A 24,619-nucleotide genomic window follows, 5' to 3' on the forward strand; every position below is an offset into this window, starting at 1 on the left:
TACTACGTGACCTTTTTCGGCAATAGCAGGACGGCGCCGCGGCCGGACTTATTCTGGGGTCAATCGAAAATCCTTGCAAAGGTCATAAAGACAACGAATAGAGAGACATCGGCTGTGATCTGCATGTTGCGACGGCAGTCGAACAGGGGGCGGGCATCACATGGATCAAGGGAAAGGCGGGTTTCTCGATTCGGCCAATCGGCTGATCGAACGCTGGCATGGGCCGGTCTTCGCAATCTCGGCCTTCGTTCTCGGCATCATCGTCGCCTGGCATGTGCTGACGCTGGCGACTCCGCTGGCGACCGGCGAGGTCATCCTCATCATCGTCTGCCTGGCCGGACTTGCCGCAGGACTCTGGGTGCGCGGCGGCGAGATGCGCCTCCAGGCGGCCATTGCAACAACCGCAGTCTATGCCGGCGGCTTTGCCGCATCGCTCGCCGTCTACAATGCCATCGTCAATCCCGCAGCGCCGGTGCCGGAATGGCAGGTCTGGCTGATATTTACCGCCATCTTCGTGCTCGTTTACCGCTGGCTGCAGACCTGGTTCAAGCCGTCGCGCCGGCTCGAGGCGATGACGGAAGAAGAGCGGATCGAATATCTCGCCGGCCGATCCGCCGAGGCGCACCGCAAGGCGGAGCTCAAGAGCCTGCCCTCGAACGGCTGGTACGAGCTTGCGAGCTTCGTCACGGGTGCCGCCATGATCGGCTCCTTCGCCACGACCGCAATCGGCTTCTATCACGAGATCGTCGATCCGCTGGATCCGCCACTGGTGCAATATGGCATCCCGATCGGCCTCTCGGCGCTGGCGGCGCTTATTATCTGGGCCGGCTGGAACTTCGTGTTCCTCCGCATCCGTATCGCCCGCAACACGATCTCGCGGCTCTTCGGCTTTATCGTCGGCCTGATCGTTCTGGTGCCGCTCACACTCGCCATCCACACCGTCTTCGGCATTATCGGCGTCGGCGGCACCGAGGGCCTGCGGGCGCATAACCTCTGGTATGCGGACGTGCTCGACGCCTATGAGCGCCGCGTCGACGGTATCCGGGCGATTGAGGCGAGCAGGCTCGACGGCGCGCTGTCCTACATGTCCAACCAGCTCAAGGCCGCCGCGGCCAACGAGGAGACGACGGGCCAGGGCTGCGGCGCCGGCCGCGGATCGCTTTTCACCTTCTACACCGACAGCGCCGCCCGCACCCAGACGATCCTCGAGGTCGTGACCAACCGCAAGAATGCCAACCAGGACATCAAGCAGGAAGTCGAGGCGCTCCGCGCCCGCATCCGCAAGCCCGAGGGCAAGCTCGAGGACATCCAGCCGGAGCTCGCCGCGCAGGCTGACCGCATCCGCAAGAAGATCGTCGACACCGACAATTCCTCCGCCCTGCCGAGCGTGAAGACCTTCGTCACCGAGACCCGCGCGACCGTCAATTCCGACGCCTTCTTCTCCGGCTGGTCCGCCTGCACGCTGACGAAAAAGGACGTGATCCTGAGCCAGCTCAACACGCTGGTCGATTCCGTCGAGGAAGCCGCCAACAGCGCGACCCGGGATATCGACGCCCGCAAGCGAAGCTCCGAATTCCGCATTCCCGTCGAGAACCGCATCGAGACGATCCCGCTCATCGACCGCTATTTCCACGGCGAACGCGTGACCCCGCCGTCCGAACTTCTGCAGAACCAGACCGAGGAAGCCAATACCGTCCCGGTCTTCGTGCCGCTCCGTCCATTCTGGGCCGTGGTGTCCTATGCCGGCAGCCTGATGGGCTATATCGCGCTGCAGCTCGCACTCGACTTCTCGCCGGCCGTCCTCGGCCTGCTCTTCGCCCTGCTCGCGCCCTTCCCGACCCGCAAGACGCGGCTGGGTGCCGCCTGGGACGGTTTCCTGGAGAAGCGTTTTCCGAAGAAGGCCGAGCCGGAGCGGCCCGACCCGTTCGTGGCGCCGCTCGCGGGTGACAGGACAGCGACGCCCGCCACGTGGACGCAGGTGGACGACACACCGACCGAGGATGACGTCGCCGTCGCCCGGCCGACACGTGCGGCGGATATCGACGATGGCGAAGACGACGGCTTCGTCGAGCCGGGGGAACTGGCTTCGCCGCCCGCGGATGCAAAGTCGCAAACGAAGGTCGATGCCCGGTTCGAGGAAGAACAGCAGGATGAAGACGATCACATCCGCGACGGCAAGCCAGGGGATGTTAGGCCGTTTTGAAGGCAGATAGTGGGGCAGGTCCCCTCTCCCCGCTTGCGGGGAGAGGGTTAGGGTGAGGGGCAAAGCGACAAGCTATGCGAGGAGCCGACAGGAAAGCGACATTGCGTGCTCGCGGCCTGCGTCAATTCGACAACGATGCCGAATGGCAATTTTGGGTAGAAGTCCGAAATCGACGTCTGAATGGCTTCAAGTTCGTTCGTCAGCTTCCGATCGGACCATATTTCGCGGACTTTGCTTGTCGGGAGCTCAAGCTCGTTGTCGAGCTGGACGGCAGCCAGCACGCTGAGAGCGCTTATGACGAAGCCCGGAACGCGTTCATGAACTCGTCCGGCTGGAATGTTGCGCGGTTCTGGAGTCACGATATTCTCCAAAGTCGGAATTCTGTTCTGGAGACAGTTGTCGCCATTTGCGATGGCAGACTGGTTGATCCCGTGGATTCTCGGGACTTCAGATTCTTCCCCGCCCTGCGACGCTAGCTACGCCGGCGCCTAAGGTTGCCCCTCACCCTGACCCTCTCCCCGCTCGCGGGGAGAGGGGACGCTAGTGGCGCTGACCGATGCCTCGAATCCCTTCTGCCCGCCGTGACGGGGAGAAGGTGCCGGCAAGCGGATGAGGGGCAAATCAGCAAACATTCAACAACAAAAAGGCCCGGGCATAACCCCGGGCCTCCGAATTCCATCTGCGTCCGGCGCTTACTTCGCGGCGGGTAGCGGCAGCGGCGCGTCGGACTTGGAGTTCAGGTAGGCGATGATGTCGGCGCGCTCTGCGTCCTTCTTGTCGCCGGCGAAGCCCATTGCGGTGCCCTTGATGTATTTCTTCGGCGCCAGCAGGAATTGGTTCAGGTGTTCGAAGTCCCAAACCTGCTTGCCACCTTCGGCGAAGGACTTCATCGCAGCCGAATAGCCAAATTCGAGCTGGGCGATCGGGCGGCCAACGACACCGTAGAGATTCGGGCCGACCTTGTTGCCCGCGGCCTTGTCGGTGCTATGACAGCTCGCGCATTTCTTGAACAACTGTTCGCCCTTGGCCGGGTCGGCCTTGGCCATCAGGTCGGCGATCGGCACGAGGGGAGCTTCTTCCTTGGCGCCTTCGGCGCTCGCCACTTCTTCACCTTCGATGACGAAGCCCGGCTTTTCCGGATTTTCGGAATGATACAGCCCTTCGGACGCCAAGGAGACCGAGAACAGCACGAAGACTGTCCCGAGCAGTGCGCCCAATGCCATATTCATGTAACCATTCATCTTGCAAAGCTCCCTTGCCGTCGTCCCGACCGGCGCATCTTGAAATCGCGCGGAACCTATGTCTTTTGGGCTGAAAGTTCAACCACCAAACCATAGGGTCTGGTGAGACTAATTGCCACTTTTTCAAGTGCTTTTGAAGGCCCTTCAATGACGTCAGCGACATTCGACAACACCATTGTTCTCATCCCGGCACGGATGGCCTCTACGCGACTGCCCGGCAAGCCGCTTGCAGACATTGCCGGCCTGCCGATGATCGTCCAGGTGGCGAAGCGTGCGCATGAGGCCGGCATCGGTCGCGTCACCGTCGCCGTCGATCACGAGGACATTCTGAAAGCGGTCAAGGATGCCGGCTTCGACGCCGTCATGACGATGGTGACCCATCAGTCAGGTTCGGACCGCATCCACGAGGCGCTTGGCAATGCCGATCCCGCCGGTCGCGCCGAATTCATCGTCAATGTTCAGGGCGACCTGCCGACGATCGAGCCCGAGACGATCCGCGCCAGCCTGCGCCCGCTGGAGAACGAGGCGACGGATATTGCAACACTCACCGTAGAAATCACCCATGAGGACGAGAAAACCAATCCCAATGTGGTGAAAATCGTGGGTTCGCCGCTTTCGGCTTCCCGGCTCCGGGCGCTCTATTTCACCCGTGCCACCGCGCCCTATGGCAACGGCCCGCTCTACCACCACATCGGGCTCTATGCCTATCGCCGCCGCGCGCTCGAACGCTTCGTCACGCTCAAGCCCTCGGTGCTGGAAATGCGCGAATCCCTCGAGCAGCTCCGCGCACTCGAAGCCGGCATGCGCATCGACGCGGAAATCGTTGACTCGGTCCCGCTCGGTGTCGATACTCCCGCCGACCTCGAACGGGCCCGGGCCATCCTCGGCCACGATTAAGAACAAGCAGGGCGGAAATTCCCCATGATCGTCAAGACCAATCGCATCGCCTTCCAGGGCGAGTTCGGCGCCAATTCCGATATGGCGTGCCGCGACGTTTTCCCCAATCTCTCCCCGCTGCCCTGCCCGACTTTCGAGGATGCCTTTGCCGCCGTCGAAAATGGTGACGCGGATCTGGCGATGATTCCCATCGAGAACACTCTGGCAGGCCGCGTCGCCGACATCCACCGCCTGCTGCCCGAATCGCGATTGCACATCGTCGGCGAATATTTCATGCCGATCCGCTTCCAGCTCATGGTCCTGCCCGGCGTGAAGCATGCCGACATCATGACGGTGCACAGCCATATCCACGCGCTGGGCCAGTGCCGCAAGATCGTGCGCCGCAACGGCTGGAAGGCCATCGTGGCCGGTGACACCGCGGGCGCTGCCAAGCTGGTCTCGGAGACCGGCGACCGCACGATGGCGGCGCTTGCCCCAGCGCTCGCCGCCGACCTTTACGGCCTCGACATTATCGAGGAGAATGTCGAGGACGACGAGAACAATGTTACCCGCTTCATCGTGCTGACCCGCGAGCCGCAGGTCATCAAGCGGAATTCGCCCGAGGAGAAGCTGGTCACCACCTTCGTCTTCAACGTCCGCAACATTCCGGCCGCGCTCTACAAGGCCATGGGCGGCTTTGCGACCAACGGCATCAACATGACGAAGCTCGAAAGCTACCAGATCGGCGGCAAGTTCGTGGCCACCCAATTCTACGCTGATATCGAAGGCCATCCCGATGACGAGAACGTCAAGCGGGCACTCGAGGAACTGAGGTTCTTCTCGACTCAGCTCCACATCGTGGGTACCTACAAGGCGCATCCGATGCGCGGCACTTTGCTCGAAGGAGAAGCCTGATGATCTGCGTTTTCGTCCAGCTGCAGTGCAGGCCCGGCACGGCTTACGATGTAGCCGATCGGCTCTATGAGCGCGAGATCTGCTCGGAACTCTATTCGACCAGCGGCGAATATGACCTCATGGCCAAGATCTACATGCCCGAGGGCACCGATGTCGGCCATTTCATCAACAACAAGGTGCTCGATATCGACGGCATCGTGCGTTCGCTGACGACGATGACCTTCAAGGCGTTTTGACCACGGCGCGAGCCAACCGGCTGCGCTCAGATCAGTTCGACTGATAATACTGTTTGAGCTTCCGGTATTCGATCAGGTTGGGCGGCCGGTTTGAGCCGGAACTGAGCTGTCCTTCGTCGCAGCTATAAGTGCGTTCGGCCAAGCCATTGCGTGCGGGAAAGCGGGACGGCCAGGTTCGTTCGAGCTGGCTCGTGCAGACAGTATCGAGCTGCACCGCCTCCTCCTTTGCAGGGTCTTTGACGCCCGGCAGGTTCTTGAACGTATCCTTGGCCGCCGCCGCGAAGGGCAGGGTCGAAACCAATATCAGCGCGAGCGCGAGCCGCTTCATCCGAAACCTCGTTGTTTGTCCAAAGATAGGCAGCGACGCTCCGCGGGTAAAGACACCTCCGCGTCATCGCCGGCGCTTTGTCTCCGCGCCGTTTTCCGCTATAGCCGCTCGAAACGGATTTACGGGGCTGGGGCAATGAGCGATTCGATCAGGCTGCATAAGGGCGACATTTCGGCGGAGGCAGCCGCGCGCTATGCCGGCGCCATCGCCATCGATACCGAGACGCTGGGCCTGATCCCGCGCCGCGACCGGCTCTGCGTCGTGCAGCTCTCGCCGGGCGATGGCACCGCCGACGTGATCCAGATCGCCAAGGGGCAGACGCAAGCGCCGAACCTTGTCGCCATGCTCGAGGATCCGATCCGCCAGAAGATCTTCCATTTCGGCCGCTTCGACATCGCCGTGCTCTTCCACACCTTCGGAGTCACGACCACGCCGGTGTTCTGCACCAAGATCGCCTCGCGGCTCTGCCGGACCTATACCGACCGGCACGGCCTGAAGGACAATCTCAAGGAGTTGCTGGAGATCGACATTTCCAAGGTTCAGCAGTCATCCGACTGGGCCGCGGAGACCCTGACCCCGGCGCAGCTGGAATATGCCGCATCCGACGTGCTTCATCTTCATGCACTGCGCGAGAAGCTGACCGACCGGCTGATCCGCGACGGCCGCTGGGACATCGCCACCGCCTGCTTCGAATTCCTGCCGACCCGCGCCAAGCTCGATCTCCTCGGCTGGGAAGAGACCGATATTTTCGCGCATAGCTGAAAGTATCAGCCGCCGAAGATCAGGAAGTTGTCGGCACTCAATTCGCCGATCCTGACATCCAGCAGAACCAGAACATCGCCGCCGCCGAAATCCATGACCGTGTTGCCACGGTCCTGCTGCATGCCCGCGCGAAGTTGTCCAAAAGTGCTGACGCCGAAACCATAGTTGATCAGCATCGTGAGGATGTCGCCATCGCGCCCTCTGGGATCGAAGTCGGTGATGATATCGATGCCATGGCCTGCGCCGGGAAGTAAATTGCCGTTGGCGGTATAATAGAAGATGTCGAGGCCGCTGCCCCCGCTTAGAACATCTCGACCGCCCTCTCCAGACAACTTGTCGTCGCCGGGACCGCCCGAAAGCCGATCATCGCCTCCGCTGCCGAACACCGCGTCGAAGCCGGGACCGCCGCTCAGGCGGTCATTGCCCCAACGGCCGAGTATGTTGTCGTTGCCACCGCGGCCATTGTAAGTGTCGTTAAGATCACTTCCTTCGAAGATGTCGTCCCCGTTGGAGCCGTTCTTGCGGAAGAAGAAATCGTCGGCCCGGGAGCCAATCTCGTCATGCCTGAAATGCGAATGCTTGACCTTGCTCATGCCAACACCCTGATGTCTTCAGATCGGCCGCAGCCGCATGCCAAGAAGGTAGTCCAGTCCCGGAGTTTGTCACCCCTCCGAATGGGGGATGGACAGGCCCCAAAATGCAACTGAACTGCGGCAGAAGCATTTTGATCGTGGGCTTGTCAGGCCACGTAGATATGAAAGTGATCGGCGCGCAATTGCGCGATCCGAACATCCTCGAGCACAAGTGTGGCAATGCCGCCGAAGCCCATGACAACGTCGTGGCCGTCCTGCACCATGGTGGCCTTGAGTTCGGCGAAAGTCGCAATCTCGAAGCCTCGGGCGATACCCATCGAGACATGTTCACCACGCTCGTGCACGTCAAAATCCGTGATGACGTCCAAGCCGGAGCCACCGGATTCCTCAGTCCAGGCGTCAAAATAGAAGACATCCGCACCGCCACCGCCCATGATGGTGTCTTCTTGCTCATCACCTGAAAGCGTATCGTTTCCCAGTCCCCCGACAATTCGGTCGGCGCCATAACCGCCATAAACACTGTCGGTTCCGGCACCACCGAACAGATGGTCCTGGTCGCCAAGACCATAAATGACGTCATTGCCGGCATGGCCCTTATAAATATCGGGGGTATCGACTTTTGGAGCGTTCGAAGCATCCCCGAGGAAGTAGTCGTTCCCATTTGTGCCATGCAAGCGCACCGTGAGGTCTTCCTCGCCTTCCGTCGTGATCCCGTTCTTTTTCATGCGCCAGTCCTTTGATTTCATTGTCCCAAAACGTTCTGTAGCAAAGACAATCCTTCAGACAAAAAGATGTCACGGTTTCGCATAGGGGACGCTAGTATTGCAATGACGCCTGAGACCGCGCCGCAACACGAAACCGGCCCCTATCTCGAACCACTCCGTCGTCTCCTGCGTGGCTGGCTCACGCTGCTGCCATGGTGGCTGTCCGAGTTCGTCCTGTTCGGCTTGAAACAGGCCTGGGCCTGCCTGTTCGCCGGTATCATGCTCGGGCTGATGATCGCCACAAAGTTCCTGTGGCAAGCCGACTGGTGGCTTCATCGCTACGACTTTCTCTTTCTCATTGCGCTCGCCGTACAGGTCCTGTTCCTCCGCTTCAAGATGGAGAGCTGGGAGGAGGCGCGCGTCATTTTCATCTACCATGTAACGGGCACGGCCATGGAAATCTTCAAGGTCCATATGGGATCCTGGGCCTATCCGGAGCCGTCGATCTTCAACATTGCGGGCGTGCCGCTGTTCTCCGGCTTCCTCTATGCCTCGGTCGGCTCGTTCATCGCCCGCACCATCCGCATCTTCGACATGCGCTTCACACACTATCCACCCGGGTGGCTCACCGGGCTGCTGGCGCTGGCGATCTACCTGAACTTCTTCGCGCATCACTTCCTGCCCGATATCCGCTATGCGATGTTTGCGGCGACCGTCATCATCTTCAGGCGGGTCAGCATCCATTTCACCACCGACCGCACGACCTTGCATATGCCGCTCACCGTCGCGGCCTTCCTCGCCTCGCTCTTCCTCTGGATCGCAGAGAATATCGGCACCATCACCGGCACCTGGATCTATCCGTCGCAGAAGGTCTGGCACATGGTTTCCTTCGGCAAGCTCGGCTCTTGGTACCTGCTGCTCTATGTCAGCTTCGTGCTGGTCACGATCGTGCTGAAGCCAAGGGCGCCGGATTCGACGCGAGCCGTCTATCGCGACAGCGCAATCCCGGGGTGACATTTTCGAGGGTCTCGAATAATCACGGGTCACCTTCATCAAGGGTGGCATCATGACCAACCGGACTTATATCGCCCTGCTACGCGGCATCAATGTCGGCGGCAAGGTGCTGAAGATGACCGATCTCAAGGACGCGGTGGCGAGCCTCGGTTTCGAGGACGTCCAGACCTATCTGCAAAGCGGCAACATGGTCTTCAAGGCAGCCAAGGCCGGCAACGACGTGCTCGCCAGGCGCATTTCAGGTGCGATCCGCGACCACAAGGCCATGGATGTGAAGGTCATGGTGCGCGACACGGTCGCGTGGGGCAAGATCGTCGCCGGCAATCCCTATCCGCAGGCCCATGAGTTCCCCAAGACCGTCCACACCTTCATCCTCGACGAGACGCCCGATCCATCACGGCTCGAAATGCTGAAAGCCAAGCAAGCGGGCCACGAGGAATGGCAGATCGTCGAGGGCACGCTCTATCTCCACACGCCCGACGGCTTCGGCAAATCGGTGCTGGGCGGGATCATCGAGCGGATTCTCAAGGTGCCGATGACGGCGCGGAACTGGAACACCATGCTGGCGCTGCACGATCTCGCGAGCAAATCATGATGCCGGATCGGGCTTCTTCCTGCTGACGCCGAGCCGGGCGAAGACCACGCCGGGAATGCCATAGCGGGCGATCACCTCGCGGCCGTTCTTCAGTCCACAAATCTCGCGCTGGATGAACATCGCGTAGACTTCGGCCGCGGCCGCGTCGATCAGCGCTTCACGGTCGGCCTCCGGCGCAGCCTCTTGCAGTCTCTGCAACGCTGCCTCGGCACGTAGCCCAGCGCGGCCGAGGGCATCGGCGCGCTCGGCCATCAACTCATATTCCAGCACGCTGAACGACGATTTTCCCGACGGATTCTGTTGATAGCGAGAAGGCGGACGCAACGACATGAAAACTATTAGCCTTGCATTAACCATTTTTATCTAGCATCGTCCAAATATAGGCCGTCCTGCGCGCAATGCAAATCAGCGCTATCCAGCGAATTCTTCGCCAACGGGACCGCCGAGGGCCGCATGAGCGGCTTCGTGTTATCAGTGCACGTTTCACCCATTCGAAAGTCCTCCCATGCTGACGTCGCCTGTCAACGTCACCATAGCCGCCAGCAGTGGCGTCGCGCTCAAGGCCAATACCGCAGCCTCCGATCACGGCACGCGGCGTGAGCCGCCGTTCGTGCCGCCCCACCCGGCGCAGCCAGCAGAGAGCATGATCGAGCCGGAACTGCCGTCGAATTCCCCGCTGACCAATGTCAATGCCGTGACCGCAACGGTCGGCAACCGGACGGTGCTGCAGGAACTCACGCTGAATATCGCGGCGATGCTGAAGCTCGTCCGCCGCTCGGACGAGAACCTCACCTCGCTCTTCCTCCGCATCATCGCGACGATCGAGAAGATGCCGCAGGCTGAACGCCTGCAATTTGAAATCAAGGCCGGCCTCAAGCCGCTGAAGATCACGCTTGCCGATCTCGTCACGGCGCTCCGCAAGCCCGACGGCCAGGAAGCCGCCCACGTGACGGCCCTCGCCGAAGCTCCATCGTCCATGTCGGGCCGCACGGCCGCAAATGCAGCGACGACCACCTACCTCGAAGAGGGCACCGACAGCGGCCACACCGAGGAAGCGCTTGCAATGCGGGCCGCTGCCCGCCACAGCGCCGCCGGCCAGAGCGTGTTTTCGGCGGAGAGCAAGCTGCGTCCTGCCGATGCGCAGCCGGCCGATGCCAAGGTGCTGCAAAATCAACTGAAGGTGATGTTCGAGCCGGGCGAGACCAGGACGGAGGAACAGCCCGAGACCGTGGAACAGCCTCAGGCGAACGTCCTTGAGGACGTCATCACTGAGGACTCGCCGACTGCCGAGAACCATGCTGGCATCGGCGGCATGACTGCCAAGCCGGCGAAGCCGGAGGTGGCACTGCCGAATGTCCGGCAGCCGATGCCGCCTGCCTCGGGCACTGCCGCCCAGAACGTGACCTTCTCGTCCGCCAATCTCAAGCTCGATTCGCTCACCGTCGAGAAGATCCGCGACGTGGCACAGGCGATTGCCCATCTGGCCGAGACTGTCCGCGCCGACCAGGAGCGTCCGGCATCGGAGAAGGTCGAGGACCGCCGCCTGCAGACCATGCTGACACTCAAAGGTCTCGCCGAAGTCGTGACCGCAATGCCGGCCAAGGCCGCCGAATTGCTGGCCGCCATGGTCGCGCAGGCCGCCGCGCCCCTGCCGGAATCAGCGGACGCGACGGAACAGCGTGCTGCCGGACCGCTGCAGCAGGCTTTCGACGAGGCGCAGCTTCCGGAATTCGCCTCGACCGGCGATGTGGCCGTTGCCGAAGACGCTATCGCTCTTGCGCCGACGGACGAGATGCCGATCGACGCTCCCACAGAGAGCGCCACGCCCGCAGCCGCGCATATCGAGGTTGAGCACGAGGCCGTCATGGTTGACGAGCACCAGGCGACCAACGACTTCGAAGGCCTGCCCGTCGCCCGGCAGGACCTTACCCTGCATGCAGTACCCTTCACCTATGCGCAGGTCCAGCCGGCGCGCGAGGAGATGATCCTGACCGTCGAGGAAGAAGACGCCCGAGACGAGACCGACGAGGACGGCGAGGACGACGGTGACGAGGACGGCGAAAAGCGCCGACCGCGTGACGAATATGACGAGATCCACGATCCGCTTCCCGAGGAAGATCCGGCTGTCGTCATCAATCGCGACTCCTCGGAAGCCGACCGCGCCTTTGCGCTCTACCAGCGCATGGGCGGCTTCTGACTCTATCGATCTGCTTGCTGCTCGAGGTGCGTGAGGTTAGGGGCCGCGCTTCGCAGCAAAAAACCCGCCGGAGCGATCCGGCGGGTTTCCTTATTTCAGGGCCCAGAATTCAAATATGAATTCGGGCGGAAGCGAAGAGGCTTATTCGCCGCCGCGGTTCTTGAGAGCCGCGCCGAGGATGTCGCCGAGCGACGCGCCCGAGTCGGACGAACCGAACTGTGCGACGGCTTCCTTCTCTTCAGCGATTTCCAGCGCCTTGATCGAAAGCTGAACCTTGCGGTCCTTCTTCGAGAAGTTGGTGACGCGGGCGTCAACAATCTGGCCAACCTGGAAGCGTTCGGCACGCTGTTCGTCACGGTCACGCGACAGGTCCGCACGGCGGATGAACGAGGTGAGGTCTTCGTGGTTGACGAGCTTCACTTCGATGCCACCATCGGTGATGGCGGTGACTTCGCACGAGACGACCGCATTCTTGCGGAGGTCGCCCGAAGCGGCCGCATCGCCAACGGCATCCTTGCCGAGCTGCTTGATGCCGAGCGAGATGCGCTCCTTCTCGACGTCAACGTCGAGAACCTGGGCGCGAACGACATCACCCTTGTTGAACTCCTCGATGACCTGCTCGCCCGGACGATTCCAGTCGAGGTCGGAGAGGTGAACCATGCCGTCGACATCGCCGTCGAGGCCGATGAACAGACCGAATTCGGTCTTGTTCTTGACTTCGCCTTCAACGACCGAGCCGGCCGGATGGGCGTTGGCGAATGCCTGCCACGGGTTCTCGAGGGTCTGCTTGAGACCGAGCGAGATGCGGCGCTTGGACGGATCCACTTCGAGCACGACCACGTCGACTTCCTGGGTCGTCGAGAGGATCTTGCCGGGATGGACGTTCTTCTTTGTCCAGGACATTTCGGAGATGTGGATCAGGCCTTCGATGCCCGGCTCCAGCTCGACGAATGCACCGTAGTCGGTGATGTTCGTGACGGTGCCGCGGATCTTCTTGCCGACCGGGTACTTCGCGCCGATATCGCCCCAGGGATCCGACTCGAGCTGCTTCATGCCGAGCGAGATACGGTGGGTTTCCTGGTTGATGCGGATGATCTGAACCTTGACCTGCTGGCCAATGGACAGGATTTCCGACGGATGGTTGACGCGACGCCATGCCATGTCGGTGACATGGAGCAGGCCGTCGATGCCGCCGAGATCGACGAACGCACCGTAATCGGTGATGTTCTTGACGACACCCTCGACAACCTGGCCTTCTTCGAGGTTCTGGACGATTTCCGAACGCTGTTCTGCGCGGGATTCCTCGAGAACGGTACGGCGCGACACGACGATGTTGCCACGGCGCTTGTCCATCTTGAGGATTTCGAAGGGCTGCGGAACATGCATGAGCGGGGTGACGTCGCGGATCGGACGGATGTCGACCTGCGAACGCGGCAGGAAGGCGATGGCGCCGTCGAGATCGACGGTGAAGCCGCCCTTGACCTGGTTGAAGATGATGCCTTCAACGCGCTCGCCATTGCCGAACTTGACTTCGAGCTTGATCCAGCTCTCTTCGCGGCGAGCCTTCTCGCGCGACAGAACGGCTTCGCCCAGCGCGTTTTCGATACGCTCGACATAGACTTCGACTTCATCGCCGACCTTCAGCGAGCCGTCCTTGGCACGGGCGCCGAATTCCTTCATGGCAATGCGGCCTTCGACCTTCAGGCCGACGTCGACGATCGCCATGTCTTTTTCGATCGCCGTGATGATGCCCTTGGTGACATAACCTTCGGCGAGATCGACCTTGGAAAAGGATTCTTCGAGGAGGGACGCGAAGTCCTCCTTCAGGGAAGTAGCTGCGGACATTGAAACTCCAAAATACGAGCATTCAGCTCGCGGGCGCCGGTGGCTTGAGTTGAACACAGGCTCGATGCGATCCGCTCCCGAGGGAGCTTTTCCGGCGCGAGGACCGCACGAAACCTATTTCAGGGCAGCGTCGATGATCTCGCGCGCTGCTTGAAACGCGGCCTCTATACCCATTGTCGACGTATCAATCAAGTGCGCATCGGAGGCGGGCTTCAACGGGGAGTCGGCGCGGCCCATGTCGCGGGCGTCGCGGCGCTCGATATCGGCGAGCACGGTCGGGAAATCGGCCTCGCCTCCACCGCCGACGATCTCGTCAAAGCGGCGGCGCGCCCGGACCTCCGGAGACGCGGTGACATAGAGCTTCACTTCGGCCTGCGGGCAGACGACGGTGCCGATATCACGGCCGTCGAGCACCGTACCGGGTGCCTTGCGGGCAAACGCGCGTTGCGCATCGACCAGCGCACGACGGACATTGGGCATGACGGCGATCTTCGACGCTGCCTCGCCGATCCCATGCGCCGCAAGCACCGAGCGGTCGAGGCCCGACAGGTCGATGTCCTCCGCCACCTTGGTCGCAACTGCCTCGTTGTCGAGCGGCAGATGACTGTCGAGCAGCACCTTGGCGACGGCACGGTAGGTCAGGCCCGTATCGAGATGATGGAAGCCGTAGGCGTCCGCGATCAGGCGCGAAAGCGTGCCCTTCCCCGCGGCAGCCGGTCCGTCTATCGCAATCGTCGTCATCGCGGCCCTGGTCTCATTGCCCTTACGCAACTCCGGACGGAAAACTCTTACGCGCTTTCCCGGAATCGCTTGAGGCCGGCGGAATCGCGCAGCCATCGTTCACGTCCCGTTTCATAGGGAAGGCCGACGTGAACGACAAGGCATTGTGACAGACGAACGACAGAATTCGCGGAGATGTGACCTGTCAGCAGGAGCAGGGCTGCCCCTCGCCACCGAAATTCTTGCGGGCGAAATCCGACGCGCTCGACGAACTGGTATAGCTCGCGAACTGGCAGACATCGGAGCCGCGGCGCACCTTCATCTGGGCGAGGTCCCAGAAGGAAATCTCGATCCGGTCGTCGGCGCAATAGACGGTGTATTTCTCGATGTCCTGGGCAACGGCGGCAGCGGGCGCCAGGACGGCGAGGATGAGGCAGGCGGCGACGCGGAATTTCATAATGTCCTCCGGGAAGTGCCCTTGGGCGGGCGAGAAGTGCGGGGCGGGTGAGAAGTTTGGAATAAGGACGGATCATTCCGCTTTCCTATTCTGGAGACTCAGCATGGTTTCGCGTTCACGCGGCGGAATTCCGTCCGTGTTGTGGCGCATACTCACTCCCGATCCCCTCGCTTTCGCATGAGGGATCGGCCGGGGCACGCAACCGTGCCACGTTAGTAATGACTGCCTCGCGGCAGCCGATAAGGCGCGTTTCCGTGCCCCGTTCGGTGGTTTTTCCCGCGCAACTCCGGTCCCTCTGCGTCACCGAATGCCTTGGGAACGGGTACGCTTGTTCAGCCTACCCGCCCGCGATGTGAAGCCCGCCATCCATCGCTGGCATGTCGGGCCCGCGGGACCATCACCTCCCGCCTGGCATCCGATGCCTCCTATGCCTCACAGGCACGCCAGGCCCTTTTTCAGGCCTGAGGAGGACCATTTTCTGCACGGGCCCTGGCATGGAGCTTTGCGTCGTCTCTCCGTGCCAGGCACCGGCCCCGCCTCGACGCATCGCCATGCGTGGTAGCCGATGCGGGACGGAAGTGATTCTCGCACAGGTTCCGAGGGCCGTGGAAATCTTGGCATAACTTATTGTTATGATTGGATAATGCTTGAAATTTTTTGGACGGGATTCACTGCTTGAAGTAGCTTGTATCCAACGGGTGTATCTCAAAGTCTCTCGTCATCTCCCAGACAGGTGTCCGCTCACCAGCTCCGCCAACCTCTCCACCCCCTTGCCGATCAGCGCCACCGGCATCGACGCATATCCGAATATGAACCCAGCCCGCGGATCCGTTGGAGAAGCAAACAGGCGGGACAGCGGATAAATTCCGACATCATTTTCGCGCGCGAATCCAGCGAACCCTTCTTCGTCCCGCGCCTTCACCCGGTTGAACCAGACGACGACGTGGAGGCCGGCGGAGGTTCCGACGATCTCGACATCGTTGCCGAATGCCTTGGTCATCGCCACCAGAAAGGCGCTTCGCCGCTCCGCGTTCGACCGCCGCATCTTGCGGACATGGCGCTCGTAGGTGCCGGTTTCGATCAGGGAGGCGAGCGCCTCCTGTTCGAATGTGGCGCTGTGCCGGTCGGCGATCTGCTTGCAGCGGACGAAGGGTTCGACGAGTTCGGTGGGCAACACCATGTAGCCGAGGCGCAGCGTCGGAGACAGGGTCTTGGACAGCGTGCCGACATAAATGACACGGTCCGGACCCGACAAATGGAGCGGCGGGATCGGGCCGACATCGTAGCGATACTCCCCGTCGTAGTCGTCCTCCACGATATAGGTGTCTCCTGCATCGGCCCATTCGAGCAAGGCCCGGCGCCGCTCGGCGGACAGGACCCCGCCCAGGGGAAACTGATGGCTGGGCGTGACGCAGGCAAGCGCGATGCCTGCCGGCTCGGGTAGCCGGGACGTATCGACCCCGTCGCCGTCGCAGGGTACGGCGATGGGCACTGCGCCCATCGCCACAAGGACATTGCGTGCCATGGCATAGCAGGGTTCTTCGAGCACCACCGGATCACCCGGATTGACGAGCACGCGCGCGCAAATGTCGAGAGCCTGCTGGGAGCCGTTGACGATGACGATCTGGTCAACCGCGCAACTGATACCGCGGGCGCGCCAGAGATAGCCCTGCAAGGCCCGCCGGAGTGCCTGACTTCCGGCAGGATCATCATAGCCAAGTCGCTCGCGGTGCACGAGGATCGCGGCGCTCGTCGCTTTCCGCCAGGCAAGTTTCGGAAAGTCCGCCGGCGCGAGGTCGCCATAGCGGAAATCGTACTTCACTCGGTTCCGCCCGATGGGGATGTTCGGCGGCAGGTCCATCGCACGCGCGGCATAGGCAGAGAGTTTTCGGGTGGAGTCGCGGTGCCGTTGCGCGCGGTCGGAGCCAACAGGTGCCACATTCGGTGTGACGGTGGCCCGCCTGCCCTGCCGGACCTGTATGTAGCCTTCGGAGATCAGCTGGTCGAATGCCGAGGTCACCGTGGTCCGGGAGACGCCGAGTTCTTCCGCCAACGCGCGGCTCGATGGAAGCCGTTCCCCGGCCGCGTAGACGCCCGACGCAATCTGCTCGCGCAGGGCGAGATAGATGCGGCGCGCCGCACCGTCCTTCCGCGGATCCGTCTCCAACTGGACCAATGAAATACTCCGGAACTGGCCATTTATTTTGGGCCAGTCGATGGCAATAGTGACGCCAAGTCAAGGAGACATCAGATGTATAATCAACCCGCCTTCGTCGTCGACGACACGGCAGAGCTCTACGCAATGATGCGGCAATGCCGCCTCGCCAATTTCATCACGGCCACGTCAGAGGGGCCGATGGCCACGCCCTTGCCGATGTTTCTCGACGAGACGGAGGGCGAGACGGGTGTTCTCTATGCGCATCTCGCGCGGCCGAATCCGCAATGGAAGGCCGAGGTCATCGGCGGCGGCCTCGCCGTCTTCATGGGCCCCGACGCCTATGTGACGCCGTCGTGGTACGCATCCAAGGCCGAGCACGGTAAGGTCGTCCCGACCTGGAACTACACGGCTGTCCATGCCCGCGGGCGTGTGGAATTCTTCGACGATGCCGACCGGCTGCTCGACGTCGTGAGCCGCCTCACCAATCTTCACGAGGCGTCGCGGAAGGTGCCCTGGCACGTTGCGGATGCGCCTGAGGCTTTCATCAAGGCCCAACTGCGCGGCATTGTCGGCATCCGCATGCCGATCGCCACGCTCGAGGGCAAGCGCAAGATGAGCCAGAACCGGCCCGAGGCCGATCGCCGGAGTGTGAAGCTGGGCCTGGGCGAAAGCGCCGACTGGAAGGATCAGGCGGTTTCCGCGGTGATCCCGGTGCCCGGCCCCGCCGGCTGACCTCTGGAAGCCTGCACCTTCCCGGCCGGATATATCAGCAATGGATGAAACATTGGCCGCCGCCGCCGACTTCCCGCTGAAACACGGCTGACTGATAAGCGCTCAACACTTGATGTCGATCCGATTGGTGGCCCCTGCATGGGACGCTGCCCCTCGTGGATCGCATGGCGCAACAGATTCAGTAGGCCGAGTTTCGGATTATCTCATGACGACTGACGTGAATTGGCATAGGGACCGCGTCGCCGGGACCAGCAACCTGCTTTTGATCCTGACCTGGGCGACGCTGCTCATACTGCTGGTCGAAATGTGCCTCAACGCCTTCCAGTACCAGCTGATCAGCGATGCCATCTCGGGCAACTACGCCTCCGCGGCAGAGCTCGCGGAACGGGCGACACAGAACTACAATTACCGGCTGATCGAGGGCGCCGTGCGCGTGGTACTGGAAGTCGCCGCGGCCATTACGTTTCTCGTCTGGGTCTATCGCAGCGACGCGCTCGCCCGCGCGCTCGGCTCCGACCGGATGGCACATTCTCCGGCCTGGTCGGTGATCTGGTTTTTCGTTCCCTTCGCCAATCTGGTGAAACCCTATTATGTGCTCAAGGAGATCTATGTCGGCACGGTCGTTCCCAAGACCTACAATCTTCGCCTGGACGAGCCCGCCGGCCTCCACATACTGACCCTGTGGTGGTGGGCGACGATCGCCGAAGGATTGTTCCAGGCCCTTGCGCCATTGCTGGCGGACGGGTCCGAGGGACTGCAACTGAGGAGCACCAATATCTTCGCGGGCTCCGGCGCCCTGTCGATCGTCGCCACCATCCTGATGCTGCTCGTCGTCATGGATTTCGAGCGCGAGCAACAGACAGCCATGCCGAACGCCGCGCCGACGATGGCCTAAGCGCGACGATAGCGGGGTAGCTCACCAGCCTGTCCGGGCGGCCTACTTGGCCGCCCACTCCGCGACGGACTTGCCCTTTTCAACCACATAGAACTTGCCGGCATCGACCGTCTGCCATTCGCCAACCGTGCCATCGGCCCAGATCATCCGCACTTGCGCAGTCTTTTCCGTGCCGATGCCGAAATGATGCCAGGTGAGAGCGCCGGAGACATGGCCGCCGCCGGAGGTGATCTCGCGACGCATCACGTCGGCACCGCACTTCACCTCGATCCAGGCGCCGATCGCGTCGCGGTTGGCGCCGTCCTGGACGGGCTTGAAGGCGACGAAGGCGCCGGCGTCCGGGGTGGTGTTGCGGTAGATTTCGGCATTGACCCAGCGGTTGACGACCGCGAGATCAACAAGGCCGTCCATATTGAAATCGGCGAGCGCCGCGCCGCGGGCGACATTCATCGAGGCGATGCCCGCCTTGTCGCCCATTTCGACGAACTTGCCATCGGGCTGCTGGACCAGCAGGTTGTTGGGGTCGAGAGCCGCGAAATCCTCCATCTTGGCGACATTGCCCTTGGCGATGAAGAGATCGACGAGGCCGTCATTGTTGACGTCCTGGAAATCGGTGTGCCAGGCCGTCGAAGGGTGCCAGTCGCCGCCGGTATAGGGCCGGTGCGCTGTCACGCCCTTCTTGAAGGCGACGTCGGCGTAAGACGGCTTCGGCTTGCCGTCCTTGGGCACCTCGGCCAGCATCTGCAGCTTGTTGTCGGCCATCGAGGTCAGGAAACAGTCGGGATAGGTATCGAAGTTCAGGTCATAGCTGGCAATGCCCATGCCCCAGATGCGCAGGTAACGCCAGCCTTCCTTCTGGGTGTAGAGTTCGGGCGCCTTGCCTGTTACAACCTTCCACATCTGCTCCTGGCCGCCCTTGTAATATTCGCGGTCGTTGGAGACGCGGAGCGACGGCGTGCCGGAACGGTTCCAGTCGGTAAACATCATCGAGAGCGGGCAGAAACTGGGTTTCAGCGCCAGGGGTTTGGCGAATTTTTCGCCCTCGGCGTTTTCCGGACGGAACAGCAAATTGTCAGTGCAGGTGCCCCAGGGATAGAGTTCCTCCTTGCGGTCGACATAGGAGCCGATGGCGAGCGTCGGCCAGCGGTTGCCCTTCTCCCAGGTCGCGGCGAAGGCCGTGTTCCAGGCATCGCCACCGGCGAAGTTCCACGCTTCGTTGGCGCGCTCGAACTGACAGCCGCCCTTTCCGCGCATCACGATATTCTCGCCGACGCGCAGGACGACAAGATCGGTCTTGCCATCGGAATCCACGTCGAGCGGATAGGCGCCGGTGACCGCGTCGAATTCGAGGCCGGATTTCTCCTCGGCGAATTTCAGTTCGCCGCCCTTGGTCGACTTGTTGAGATAGAACTTCGCCGGCTTCTCGCCACCGGCGAGATAGAGATCGGCAAAGCCGTCGTCATTGCAGTCGAACGCGGCCGCGCCGCCACCGACCATATATTGCCAGTCGCCGGCATAGACCGAGTTGATGCCCGAGGACTTGGTCTCGTCTGCAAATTTCGGCACCGGGATGTTGGGATCGGCGGCGAAGGCCGGGCCGGACAGCACAACCACGGCGAAGGTGAAAGCGAGCTTCTTCATGATCACTTCCTCGTCTTGAGCTTGGCGGCATATGCGCCGATGCAGCGGCCCTGTTCGAGGCCGCGATCGATCGCGGCCCGGAAGTGGATGCCACCATAGAGGCGCGAGATGCCGGCCTCCTCGGCCGCCGCCCAGAAGCTGGGGAACTTGCGCGGGATCAGGCCATCGGCCTCATGGGTCGCGTCGGTGAAAGCATAGTTTTCTCCGAACAGATGGGTGAGAGCCACGGCTGCGGCACCGGATTGGGTGGAATGACCGGACGGATATTCCGGGAAGGGCGGCGTGATCAGCAGTGCCTGCCACTTCGGGTCGATCTGCTTCTGGATATAGGTGAGCGGCCGGATCAGATCGTACTGGAATTTCGCATCCCAGCAGCCGATGAAGCCATCGGCGACGGCCACGCCGAGAACGGCGAAGGCCTCGACGGCGCGGTCGACCGGCGCGTTGTCCTTGCCAAGAATCTGCCAGACGATCGAGATCCAGTGGCCGGGCGGAGTCGGCGACAGCATGGGATCATCCGACCAGAAGCGGGCGATGGCACGCTGCTCGGGGTCGAGGTTGTTGACCGTCTCGTAGACCTCGTTGGCCTGCTTGTAGAATTCGGAATTCTTGTCCTCGCTATATGCGGGCGGGGGCTCCAGGCCGCAGGCAGCACCATTGGGCATGGCAAAGGTGCGCACCTTGCCCCATGCGGGCAGGAGCGGCATCTGCTGCTGCTGGATCACCGATGTCGGCACCCAATGGCCGGGGTCCTTGCTGACAGGATATTCGCGGGGGAAGCCCATATTCTCGACCACGGCGCCGCCGTCGGTCTCCGACCATGCGAGGATATGCTCGGCGACCTTGCGACCATAGTCCTCGGAGCGGGTCACGACGTCTGAGGGTACATCCTTGACCACCGTCTCGGCCATCTTCTTGGTCAGCGCCGCAAGCGCGCGCTGCCCGGTCGGGCCGGTATGCGAGAAATAGCTCTCGGCGGTGATGGCCATCGCCGTGTTGAGGATCACGCCCTCGTCATAGGCTTGGCCCTGTTCGCGGGCCGGCAGCGGTTTCAGTTCGTTGAGCTGCCCGGCAAGGGTCACGAGCTTGCTGTCGGGCGCGGACGCCGTGACTTCGTAGCCGGTTACGCCAAAATAGGCGAAGGCGCGGCTGGCCACGGGCGGCGAGAAGGTCGGCGTATGGCGGACGAGCTCCAGCACCATGCGATACCAGGTGTGGAGCACCTTTTCCGGTATCTCCCTGGCCTGCACGGGCGCAATGACGAGTAGTGACATTGCGACGGCCAGCACTGCGACAACAGTGCGTTTCAAACGATTTATCATGGTCCCCCCGGACATTTTCCGCAAATTGTTGAGCGGCTTTGGCCGGATTAAACATACCAGGAGGGGAGACCGCAAGAGGTTTCAGCGCGGTTGGCCCACGGCGGAACGGATAGCCGCCATGGGCAAAGAAGCGGCAAGTCTCAGATGAAGTCGAAGTCGGACGCCCTGAGATCGGAGAGCCTGGTATCCTCGAAGCGGAGCTCGTGCTTGCCGAAATCGATCAGCACATCCTCGCCTTCGTCGGCGGACTTGGCGAGCTTCATCAGCTCATCGAAATTGTCGACGCCCAGATCACGGCTGATGTGAACGGTATCGTCGCCGCGGCCAAAATCGTCGATATCGGTCTTGCCCGTCTTGAAGATGAAGACGTCGTTTCCGAGACCGCCTTCGAGGTCGTTGCGGCCGCTGCCGCCATCGAGCACGTCGTTGCCGTCGCCGCCTTCGATATCGTCATTGCCACCAAGACCAAAGAGCCTGTCATTGCCGCCACGGCCCTCGATGTCGTCGTTGCTGTTGGTGCCACGCAGCGTGTTGGCCTTATCAGTGCCGTTGATGTTCGCCATTTCGGGATCTCCTTTTTGTTACGATCGAATCCCTTCTGGCATCCCTGCCCTGTCGTCCTCCTGTCAGCCGCTGTCAGGCAAATGAAAGCTTCCCGGGCCTATGGAAAGGGCATGATCACGAAAACCGCCCTGCTCGTCTCCACCGCCCTTGCTGCCGCCGTGCTGCTCACGCCGCTGATGGCCGAGGGCAATACCGAGTTCATGCTGATCGAGAGCAGCCCGCAGGACGAGGCGCGCGAGGCGGTCAGGCAGGGTCTGGTCCGGCCGCTCGAGGAGATACTGACCGAGGTCCGCAAGACCATCAAGGGCGACATTGTCGAGATCGAATTCGAGAAGGATGACGGCCGTTTCATCTACGAGATTGAATATGTCGCCCCGGACGGTCATCTTATGGAGATCAAGATCGACGCGAAGACGCTCGCCGTGATTTCGATCGGCGCCGAAGACGAAGACTAGAGAAAATGAGACTGCTGATCGTTGAAGACGACCGGCGCATCGCCGCCGACATGGCGGCCGCGCTTTCGACGGCGGGCTACGGCGTCGAGATCTGCGGCAACGGCGAGGAAGCCTGGTTTCTCGGCGACACGGAAGACTACGATCTCGTGGTGCTGGATATCGGACTGCCCGGCATGGACGGGCTCAGCATCATCAAGCGCTGGCGCGCCAATGACCGGCACATGCCCGTCATCATGCTGACCGCGCGCGGCAGCTGGGCCGAACGGGTCGAGGGTATCGATGCCGGCGCCGACGACTACCTGCCAAAACCCTTCCAGTTCGAGGAGCTGATCGCACGCGTGCGGGCACTGATCCGCCGCTCTGTCGGCATCGGCAGCGCGGTGATCGACGCCGGCAGCATGAAGATCGACCCGCGGGCGATGCGCGTGAGTGTCGGCGGGATTCCGCAATCGCTGACCCCGCTCGAATACCGGCTCGTCAGCTATCTCGGGCATCATCGTGGCCGCGTGGTCCCCGCGGCCGAACTGCAAAACCACCTCTATGGCGATGATTTCTCCCGCGATGCCAATGCGATGGAAGTCCTGATCACCCGGCTGAGGAAGAAGCTCGGCCCTGATTGCATCGGCACGCGGCGCGGTTTCGGCTACTATATTGGCAGCGAGGAGCCGTGAGTTCGAACAGGCCCGCGCGGCGCCAATCGCTTCGGCTGCGGCTCGCCACCGCCAGCGGCATCTCGCTGGCCATTGCGCTGGTTGTCGCCTTTTTCGGCCTGTCTCTGATCTTCGAGCGCCATGTCGAGCGACGCGTCGCCGCCGAGCTGACGCTGCATCTCGACCAATTGATCGCCGCCCTGAACCAGAGGGACGACAAACTGGCGCTCGACCGCGAACCGACCGATCCACGCTTCGCACGGCCGCTCTCGGGCCTCTACTGGCAGATCGAAAGCCGTGGCGAGACGCTGCGCTCCCGCTCGCTGTGGGATACGGCGCTGGTCCTGCCGCCGCTCGAACCCGGGGAGCCGGTCAACCGGACGATCGACGGGCCGGCGGGAACATCGCTGCTCGTCGTCGAGCGCGAGATCGTCGCCGGCAACCGGTTGGGCAACCGGTCGGTTCTGCTCGCGGTCGCGATCATCCGTACCGACATAGAAGCGGCGACGACAGAGTTCCGCCGCGACATGCTGCCCTATCTCGCGCTGCTGGGCGGGTTGTTCATGGCCGGTACGGTGGTGCAGATCACGATCGGGCTCAGGCCGCTCTCCGTGCTGCGATCGAAGATCGCCGAGATCCGCCGGGGCACGGCGCAGCGCATGGGGGATGATTTTCCGACCGAGATCCTGCCACTGACCCGTGAGCTCGATGAGCTGGTCGCTTCGCGCGAAACCCAGATCAAGCGGGCGCGCGAGCATGCCGCGGACTTTGCCCATGGGCTCAAGACGCCGCTGCAGGCGCTGGCAGGCGACATCAACCGGCTGAGGGAACGCGGCGAGACGGCGCTGGCGGACGACATCCAGTCGCTGTCGGTGCTGATGCGCCGCCATGTCGACCATCAACTGGCACGGGCGCGCATGGCCGGAAGGCCCATCGGCCGCAGCGATGTGGGCGCCGTGATCAGCCGTGTCGTCGGCGTGCTGGAACGGACGCCGAAGGGCAGCGCGATCGATTGGGATATCGCGGCGGACGACAATGGCGGCGCGCGGATCGAGACCGAGGACCTGACCGAACTTGTCGGCAATGTCCTGGACAATGCGCTGCGCTATGCGGCAAGCCGGATCGAGATCGCGGCGGCCAAGGATGGCGGGGAAATCCGCATCGAGATCCGTGACGACGGGCCGGGCATTCCCGATGACATGATCGGCCATGTGCTGGAGCGCGGCGGGCGGCTGGACGAGACCAGCGGCGGCGCCGGGCTTGGCCTTGCGATCGCACGCGACATCGCCGCAGCTGCAGGCGGATCCATCGTGCTTGCCAACGACGAGCCCGGACTTCGCGTGACCATCAGGCTCGCGGCCGCGGGCTGATCGGTGCTGGGTTGGCGCCGAGGCGGTGGATGGGTTGGCGATCTGGGACGCTGGTCGATAGGACCCCTCCCACCCCTCCACACCGGGGAGGGCTAACTTGGGGCTAGTGGACCTGTGCCATCTCAACAAATTGCAACATTGCATGA

The 24,619-nt window shown here is 62.2% G+C and carries 26 protein-coding genes; 14 read left to right on the forward strand and 12 right to left on the reverse strand.

Going from position 1 to position 24,619, the window contains the following annotated elements; genetic code table 11:
- Positions 1 to 160 precede the first annotated feature (160 nt).
- Together AC2YI2_RS04385 and AC2YI2_RS04390 are read left to right on the forward strand one after the other, a co-directional pair.
- On the forward strand, positions 161 to 2,203 hold the full coding sequence (locus AC2YI2_RS04385) for a hypothetical protein (protein WP_487385192.1): 2,043 nt from the start codon (positions 161 to 163) through the stop codon (positions 2,201 to 2,203).
- A 74-nt stretch (positions 2,204 to 2,277) separates the two neighbouring features.
- On the forward strand, positions 2,278 to 2,679 hold the full coding sequence (locus AC2YI2_RS04390; protein ID WP_487385193.1) for an endonuclease domain-containing protein: 402 nt from the start codon (positions 2,278 to 2,280) through the stop codon (positions 2,677 to 2,679).
- A 216-nt stretch (positions 2,680 to 2,895) separates the two neighbouring features.
- On the opposite strand, the gene AC2YI2_RS04395 is transcribed toward AC2YI2_RS04390, so the two are convergent.
- Complete coding sequence (locus AC2YI2_RS04395; protein WP_487385194.1) at positions 2,896 to 3,444, reverse strand: c-type cytochrome; 549 nt, start codon at positions 3,442 to 3,444, stop codon at positions 2,896 to 2,898.
- A 147-nt stretch (positions 3,445 to 3,591) separates the two neighbouring features.
- Between AC2YI2_RS04395 and AC2YI2_RS04400 the strand changes: the two genes are divergently transcribed.
- Genes AC2YI2_RS04400 through AC2YI2_RS04410 form a run of 3 tightly spaced genes read left to right on the forward strand, consistent with a single transcriptional unit; the run spans position 3,592 to position 5,471 of the window.
- Complete coding sequence (locus tag AC2YI2_RS04400; protein ID WP_487385195.1) at positions 3,592 to 4,341, forward strand: 3-deoxy-manno-octulosonate cytidylyltransferase; 750 nt, start codon at positions 3,592 to 3,594, stop codon at positions 4,339 to 4,341.
- Between the two features lie 24 nt (positions 4,342 to 4,365).
- Entirely contained in the window at positions 4,366 to 5,235 is an 870-nt protein-coding gene (locus AC2YI2_RS04405) for a prephenate dehydratase (protein ID WP_487385196.1), read from the forward strand.
- Positions 5,235 to 5,471: an Lrp/AsnC ligand binding domain-containing protein gene (locus AC2YI2_RS04410; protein ID WP_487385197.1), complete on the forward strand. Its 237-nt coding sequence runs from the start codon at positions 5,235 to 5,237 to the stop codon at positions 5,469 to 5,471. Before AC2YI2_RS04405 ends, AC2YI2_RS04410 begins: the two co-directional genes overlap by 1 nt.
- 31 nt (positions 5,472 to 5,502) lie before the next feature.
- On the opposite strand, the gene AC2YI2_RS04415 is transcribed toward AC2YI2_RS04410, so the two are convergent.
- Positions 5,503 to 5,799, reverse strand: coding sequence for a hypothetical protein (locus AC2YI2_RS04415; protein ID WP_487385198.1), 297 nt, complete (start codon positions 5,797 to 5,799; stop codon positions 5,503 to 5,505).
- A gap of 135 nt (positions 5,800 to 5,934) precedes the next feature.
- Between AC2YI2_RS04415 and AC2YI2_RS04420 the strand changes: the two genes are divergently transcribed.
- Positions 5,935 to 6,561: a ribonuclease D gene (locus AC2YI2_RS04420; protein WP_487385199.1), complete on the forward strand. Its 627-nt coding sequence runs from the start codon at positions 5,935 to 5,937 to the stop codon at positions 6,559 to 6,561.
- 5 nt (positions 6,562 to 6,566) lie between these two features.
- Here the strand turns inward: AC2YI2_RS04420 and AC2YI2_RS04425 are convergent, their stop codons facing one another.
- Positions 6,567 to 7,154 (reverse strand): calcium-binding protein, encoded by a 588-nt coding sequence (locus AC2YI2_RS04425; RefSeq protein WP_487385200.1) that lies wholly within the window; start codon positions 7,152 to 7,154, stop codon positions 6,567 to 6,569.
- Positions 7,155 to 7,300: 146 nt separating this feature from the next.
- Positions 7,301 to 7,879 (reverse strand): calcium-binding protein, encoded by a 579-nt coding sequence (locus AC2YI2_RS04430; protein WP_487385201.1) that lies wholly within the window; start codon positions 7,877 to 7,879, stop codon positions 7,301 to 7,303.
- A gap of 102 nt (positions 7,880 to 7,981) precedes the next feature.
- Between AC2YI2_RS04430 and AC2YI2_RS04435 the strand changes: the two genes are divergently transcribed.
- Positions 7,982 to 8,872, forward strand: coding sequence for a DUF817 domain-containing protein (locus AC2YI2_RS04435; RefSeq protein ID WP_487385202.1), 891 nt, complete (start codon positions 7,982 to 7,984; stop codon positions 8,870 to 8,872).
- A 52-nt stretch (positions 8,873 to 8,924) separates the two neighbouring features.
- Complete coding sequence (locus tag AC2YI2_RS04440) at positions 8,925 to 9,467, forward strand: DUF1697 domain-containing protein (RefSeq protein WP_487385203.1); 543 nt, start codon at positions 8,925 to 8,927, stop codon at positions 9,465 to 9,467.
- On the opposite strand, the gene AC2YI2_RS04445 is transcribed toward AC2YI2_RS04440, so the two are convergent.
- Entirely contained in the window at positions 9,462 to 9,797 is a 336-nt protein-coding gene (locus AC2YI2_RS04445) for a DUF6665 family protein (protein WP_487385204.1), read from the reverse strand. The two genes, AC2YI2_RS04440 and AC2YI2_RS04445, sit on opposite strands and share 6 nt — an antisense overlap.
- A gap of 175 nt (positions 9,798 to 9,972) precedes the next feature.
- On the opposite strand from AC2YI2_RS04445, the gene AC2YI2_RS04450 reads away from it, so the two are divergent.
- Positions 9,973 to 11,664 carry a hypothetical protein gene (locus AC2YI2_RS04450; protein ID WP_487385205.1) on the forward strand — a complete coding sequence of 564 codons (1,692 nt, stop codon included), beginning with the start codon at positions 9,973 to 9,975 and terminating at the stop codon, positions 11,662 to 11,664.
- Positions 11,665 to 11,805: 141 nt separating this feature from the next.
- Here the strand turns inward: AC2YI2_RS04450 and rpsA are convergent, their stop codons facing one another.
- From rpsA to pdxR, 4 genes are all read right to left on the reverse strand, one after another.
- Complete coding sequence (gene rpsA / locus AC2YI2_RS04455) at positions 11,806 to 13,509, reverse strand: 30S ribosomal protein S1 (protein ID WP_487385206.1); 1,704 nt, start codon at positions 13,507 to 13,509, stop codon at positions 11,806 to 11,808.
- Positions 13,510 to 13,623: 114 nt separating this feature from the next.
- Complete coding sequence (gene cmk, locus AC2YI2_RS04460) at positions 13,624 to 14,250, reverse strand: (d)CMP kinase (RefSeq protein ID WP_487385207.1); 627 nt, start codon at positions 14,248 to 14,250, stop codon at positions 13,624 to 13,626.
- Positions 14,251 to 14,434: 184 nt separating this feature from the next.
- The gene (locus AC2YI2_RS04465; RefSeq protein WP_487385208.1) at positions 14,435 to 14,686 is read right to left on the reverse strand and encodes a hypothetical protein; all 252 of its coding nucleotides are present in this window, start codon (positions 14,684 to 14,686) and stop codon (positions 14,435 to 14,437) included.
- A 718-nt stretch (positions 14,687 to 15,404) separates the two neighbouring features.
- A complete protein-coding gene (pdxR, locus tag AC2YI2_RS04470; protein WP_487385209.1) occupies positions 15,405 to 16,862 on the reverse strand; it encodes a MocR-like pyridoxine biosynthesis transcription factor PdxR in 1,458 nt (485 codons plus the stop codon).
- A 75-nt stretch (positions 16,863 to 16,937) separates the two neighbouring features.
- Between pdxR and AC2YI2_RS04475 the strand changes: the two genes are divergently transcribed.
- Together AC2YI2_RS04475 and AC2YI2_RS04480 are read left to right on the forward strand one after the other, a co-directional pair.
- Positions 16,938 to 17,576, forward strand: coding sequence for an FMN-binding negative transcriptional regulator (locus tag AC2YI2_RS04475; RefSeq protein WP_487385210.1), 639 nt, complete (start codon positions 16,938 to 16,940; stop codon positions 17,574 to 17,576).
- A 205-nt stretch (positions 17,577 to 17,781) separates the two neighbouring features.
- Positions 17,782 to 18,471, forward strand: coding sequence for a DUF4328 domain-containing protein (locus AC2YI2_RS04480; protein WP_487385211.1), 690 nt, complete (start codon positions 17,782 to 17,784; stop codon positions 18,469 to 18,471).
- Positions 18,472 to 18,513: 42 nt separating this feature from the next.
- On the opposite strand, the gene AC2YI2_RS04485 is transcribed toward AC2YI2_RS04480, so the two are convergent.
- From AC2YI2_RS04485 to AC2YI2_RS04495, 3 genes are all read right to left on the reverse strand, one after another.
- Positions 18,514 to 20,112 carry a CRTAC1 family protein gene (locus AC2YI2_RS04485; protein ID WP_487385212.1) on the reverse strand — a complete coding sequence of 533 codons (1,599 nt, stop codon included), beginning with the start codon at positions 20,110 to 20,112 and terminating at the stop codon, positions 18,514 to 18,516.
- Positions 20,113 to 20,114: 2 nt separating this feature from the next.
- Entirely contained in the window at positions 20,115 to 21,422 is a 1,308-nt protein-coding gene (locus AC2YI2_RS04490) for a vanadium-dependent haloperoxidase (RefSeq protein ID WP_487385213.1), read from the reverse strand.
- 152 nt (positions 21,423 to 21,574) lie between these two features.
- The gene (locus AC2YI2_RS04495; protein ID WP_487385214.1) at positions 21,575 to 21,997 is read right to left on the reverse strand and encodes a calcium-binding protein; all 423 of its coding nucleotides are present in this window, start codon (positions 21,995 to 21,997) and stop codon (positions 21,575 to 21,577) included.
- A 111-nt stretch (positions 21,998 to 22,108) separates the two neighbouring features.
- Between AC2YI2_RS04495 and AC2YI2_RS04500 the strand changes: the two genes are divergently transcribed.
- Genes AC2YI2_RS04500 through AC2YI2_RS04510 form a run of 3 tightly spaced genes read left to right on the forward strand, consistent with a single transcriptional unit; the run spans position 22,109 to position 24,473 of the window.
- Positions 22,109 to 22,453 carry a PepSY domain-containing protein gene (locus AC2YI2_RS04500; RefSeq protein ID WP_487385215.1) on the forward strand — a complete coding sequence of 115 codons (345 nt, stop codon included), beginning with the start codon at positions 22,109 to 22,111 and terminating at the stop codon, positions 22,451 to 22,453.
- 5 nt (positions 22,454 to 22,458) lie between these two features.
- Positions 22,459 to 23,124, forward strand: a complete 666-nt coding sequence (locus AC2YI2_RS04505; RefSeq protein ID WP_487385216.1) for a response regulator transcription factor — start codon at positions 22,459 to 22,461, stop codon at positions 23,122 to 23,124.
- On the forward strand, positions 23,121 to 24,473 hold the full coding sequence (locus tag AC2YI2_RS04510; RefSeq protein WP_487385217.1) for an ATP-binding protein: 1,353 nt from the start codon (positions 23,121 to 23,123) through the stop codon (positions 24,471 to 24,473). Before AC2YI2_RS04505 ends, AC2YI2_RS04510 begins: the two co-directional genes overlap by 4 nt.
- Positions 24,474 to 24,619 lie beyond the last annotated feature (146 nt).

The organism is Rhizobium sp. SRI_017 (assembly GCF_057586295.1).

What these genes read in the sequence shown, in the direction of transcription:
- AC2YI2_RS04430 (WP_487385201.1), bottom strand. Translation starts at nt 7,879, where the DNA reads ATGAAAAAGAACGGGATCACGACGGAAGGCGAGGAAGACCTCACGGTG.
- AC2YI2_RS04405 (WP_487385196.1), top strand. Translation starts at nt 4,366, where the DNA reads ATGATCGTCAAGACCAATCGCATCGCCTTCCAGGGCGAGTTCGGCGCC.
- AC2YI2_RS04485 (WP_487385212.1), bottom strand. Translation starts at nt 20,112, where the DNA reads ATGAAGAAGCTCGCTTTCACCTTCGCCGTGGTTGTGCTGTCCGGCCCG.
- AC2YI2_RS04385 (WP_487385192.1), top strand. Translation starts at nt 161, where the DNA reads ATGGATCAAGGGAAAGGCGGGTTTCTCGATTCGGCCAATCGGCTGATC.
- AC2YI2_RS04435 (WP_487385202.1), top strand. Translation starts at nt 7,982, where the DNA reads ATGACGCCTGAGACCGCGCCGCAACACGAAACCGGCCCCTATCTCGAA.
- AC2YI2_RS04500 (WP_487385215.1), top strand. Translation starts at nt 22,109, where the DNA reads ATGATCACGAAAACCGCCCTGCTCGTCTCCACCGCCCTTGCTGCCGCC.
- AC2YI2_RS04425 (WP_487385200.1), bottom strand. Translation starts at nt 7,154, where the DNA reads ATGAGCAAGGTCAAGCATTCGCATTTCAGGCATGACGAGATTGGCTCC.
- AC2YI2_RS04480 (WP_487385211.1), top strand. Translation starts at nt 17,782, where the DNA reads ATGACGACTGACGTGAATTGGCATAGGGACCGCGTCGCCGGGACCAGC.
- AC2YI2_RS04505 (WP_487385216.1), top strand. Translation starts at nt 22,459, where the DNA reads ATGAGACTGCTGATCGTTGAAGACGACCGGCGCATCGCCGCCGACATG.
- AC2YI2_RS04475 (WP_487385210.1), top strand. Translation starts at nt 16,938, where the DNA reads ATGTATAATCAACCCGCCTTCGTCGTCGACGACACGGCAGAGCTCTAC.
- AC2YI2_RS04400 (WP_487385195.1), top strand. Translation starts at nt 3,592, where the DNA reads ATGACGTCAGCGACATTCGACAACACCATTGTTCTCATCCCGGCACGG.
- AC2YI2_RS04415 (WP_487385198.1), bottom strand. Translation starts at nt 5,799, where the DNA reads ATGAAGCGGCTCGCGCTCGCGCTGATATTGGTTTCGACCCTGCCCTTC.
- AC2YI2_RS04390 (WP_487385193.1), top strand. Translation starts at nt 2,278, where the DNA reads ATGCGAGGAGCCGACAGGAAAGCGACATTGCGTGCTCGCGGCCTGCGT.
- AC2YI2_RS04495 (WP_487385214.1), bottom strand. Translation starts at nt 21,997, where the DNA reads ATGGCGAACATCAACGGCACTGATAAGGCCAACACGCTGCGTGGCACC.
- cmk (WP_487385207.1), bottom strand. Translation starts at nt 14,250, where the DNA reads ATGACGACGATTGCGATAGACGGACCGGCTGCCGCGGGGAAGGGCACG.
- AC2YI2_RS04410 (WP_487385197.1), top strand. Translation starts at nt 5,235, where the DNA reads ATGATCTGCGTTTTCGTCCAGCTGCAGTGCAGGCCCGGCACGGCTTAC.
- AC2YI2_RS04440 (WP_487385203.1), top strand. Translation starts at nt 8,925, where the DNA reads ATGACCAACCGGACTTATATCGCCCTGCTACGCGGCATCAATGTCGGC.
- AC2YI2_RS04450 (WP_487385205.1), top strand. Translation starts at nt 9,973, where the DNA reads ATGCTGACGTCGCCTGTCAACGTCACCATAGCCGCCAGCAGTGGCGTC.
- AC2YI2_RS04420 (WP_487385199.1), top strand. Translation starts at nt 5,935, where the DNA reads ATGAGCGATTCGATCAGGCTGCATAAGGGCGACATTTCGGCGGAGGCA.
- rpsA (WP_487385206.1), bottom strand. Translation starts at nt 13,509, where the DNA reads ATGTCCGCAGCTACTTCCCTGAAGGAGGACTTCGCGTCCCTCCTCGAA.
- AC2YI2_RS04445 (WP_487385204.1), bottom strand. Translation starts at nt 9,797, where the DNA reads ATGTCGTTGCGTCCGCCTTCTCGCTATCAACAGAATCCGTCGGGAAAA.
- AC2YI2_RS04395 (WP_487385194.1), bottom strand. Translation starts at nt 3,444, where the DNA reads ATGAATGGTTACATGAATATGGCATTGGGCGCACTGCTCGGGACAGTC.
- AC2YI2_RS04465 (WP_487385208.1), bottom strand. Translation starts at nt 14,686, where the DNA reads ATGAAATTCCGCGTCGCCGCCTGCCTCATCCTCGCCGTCCTGGCGCCC.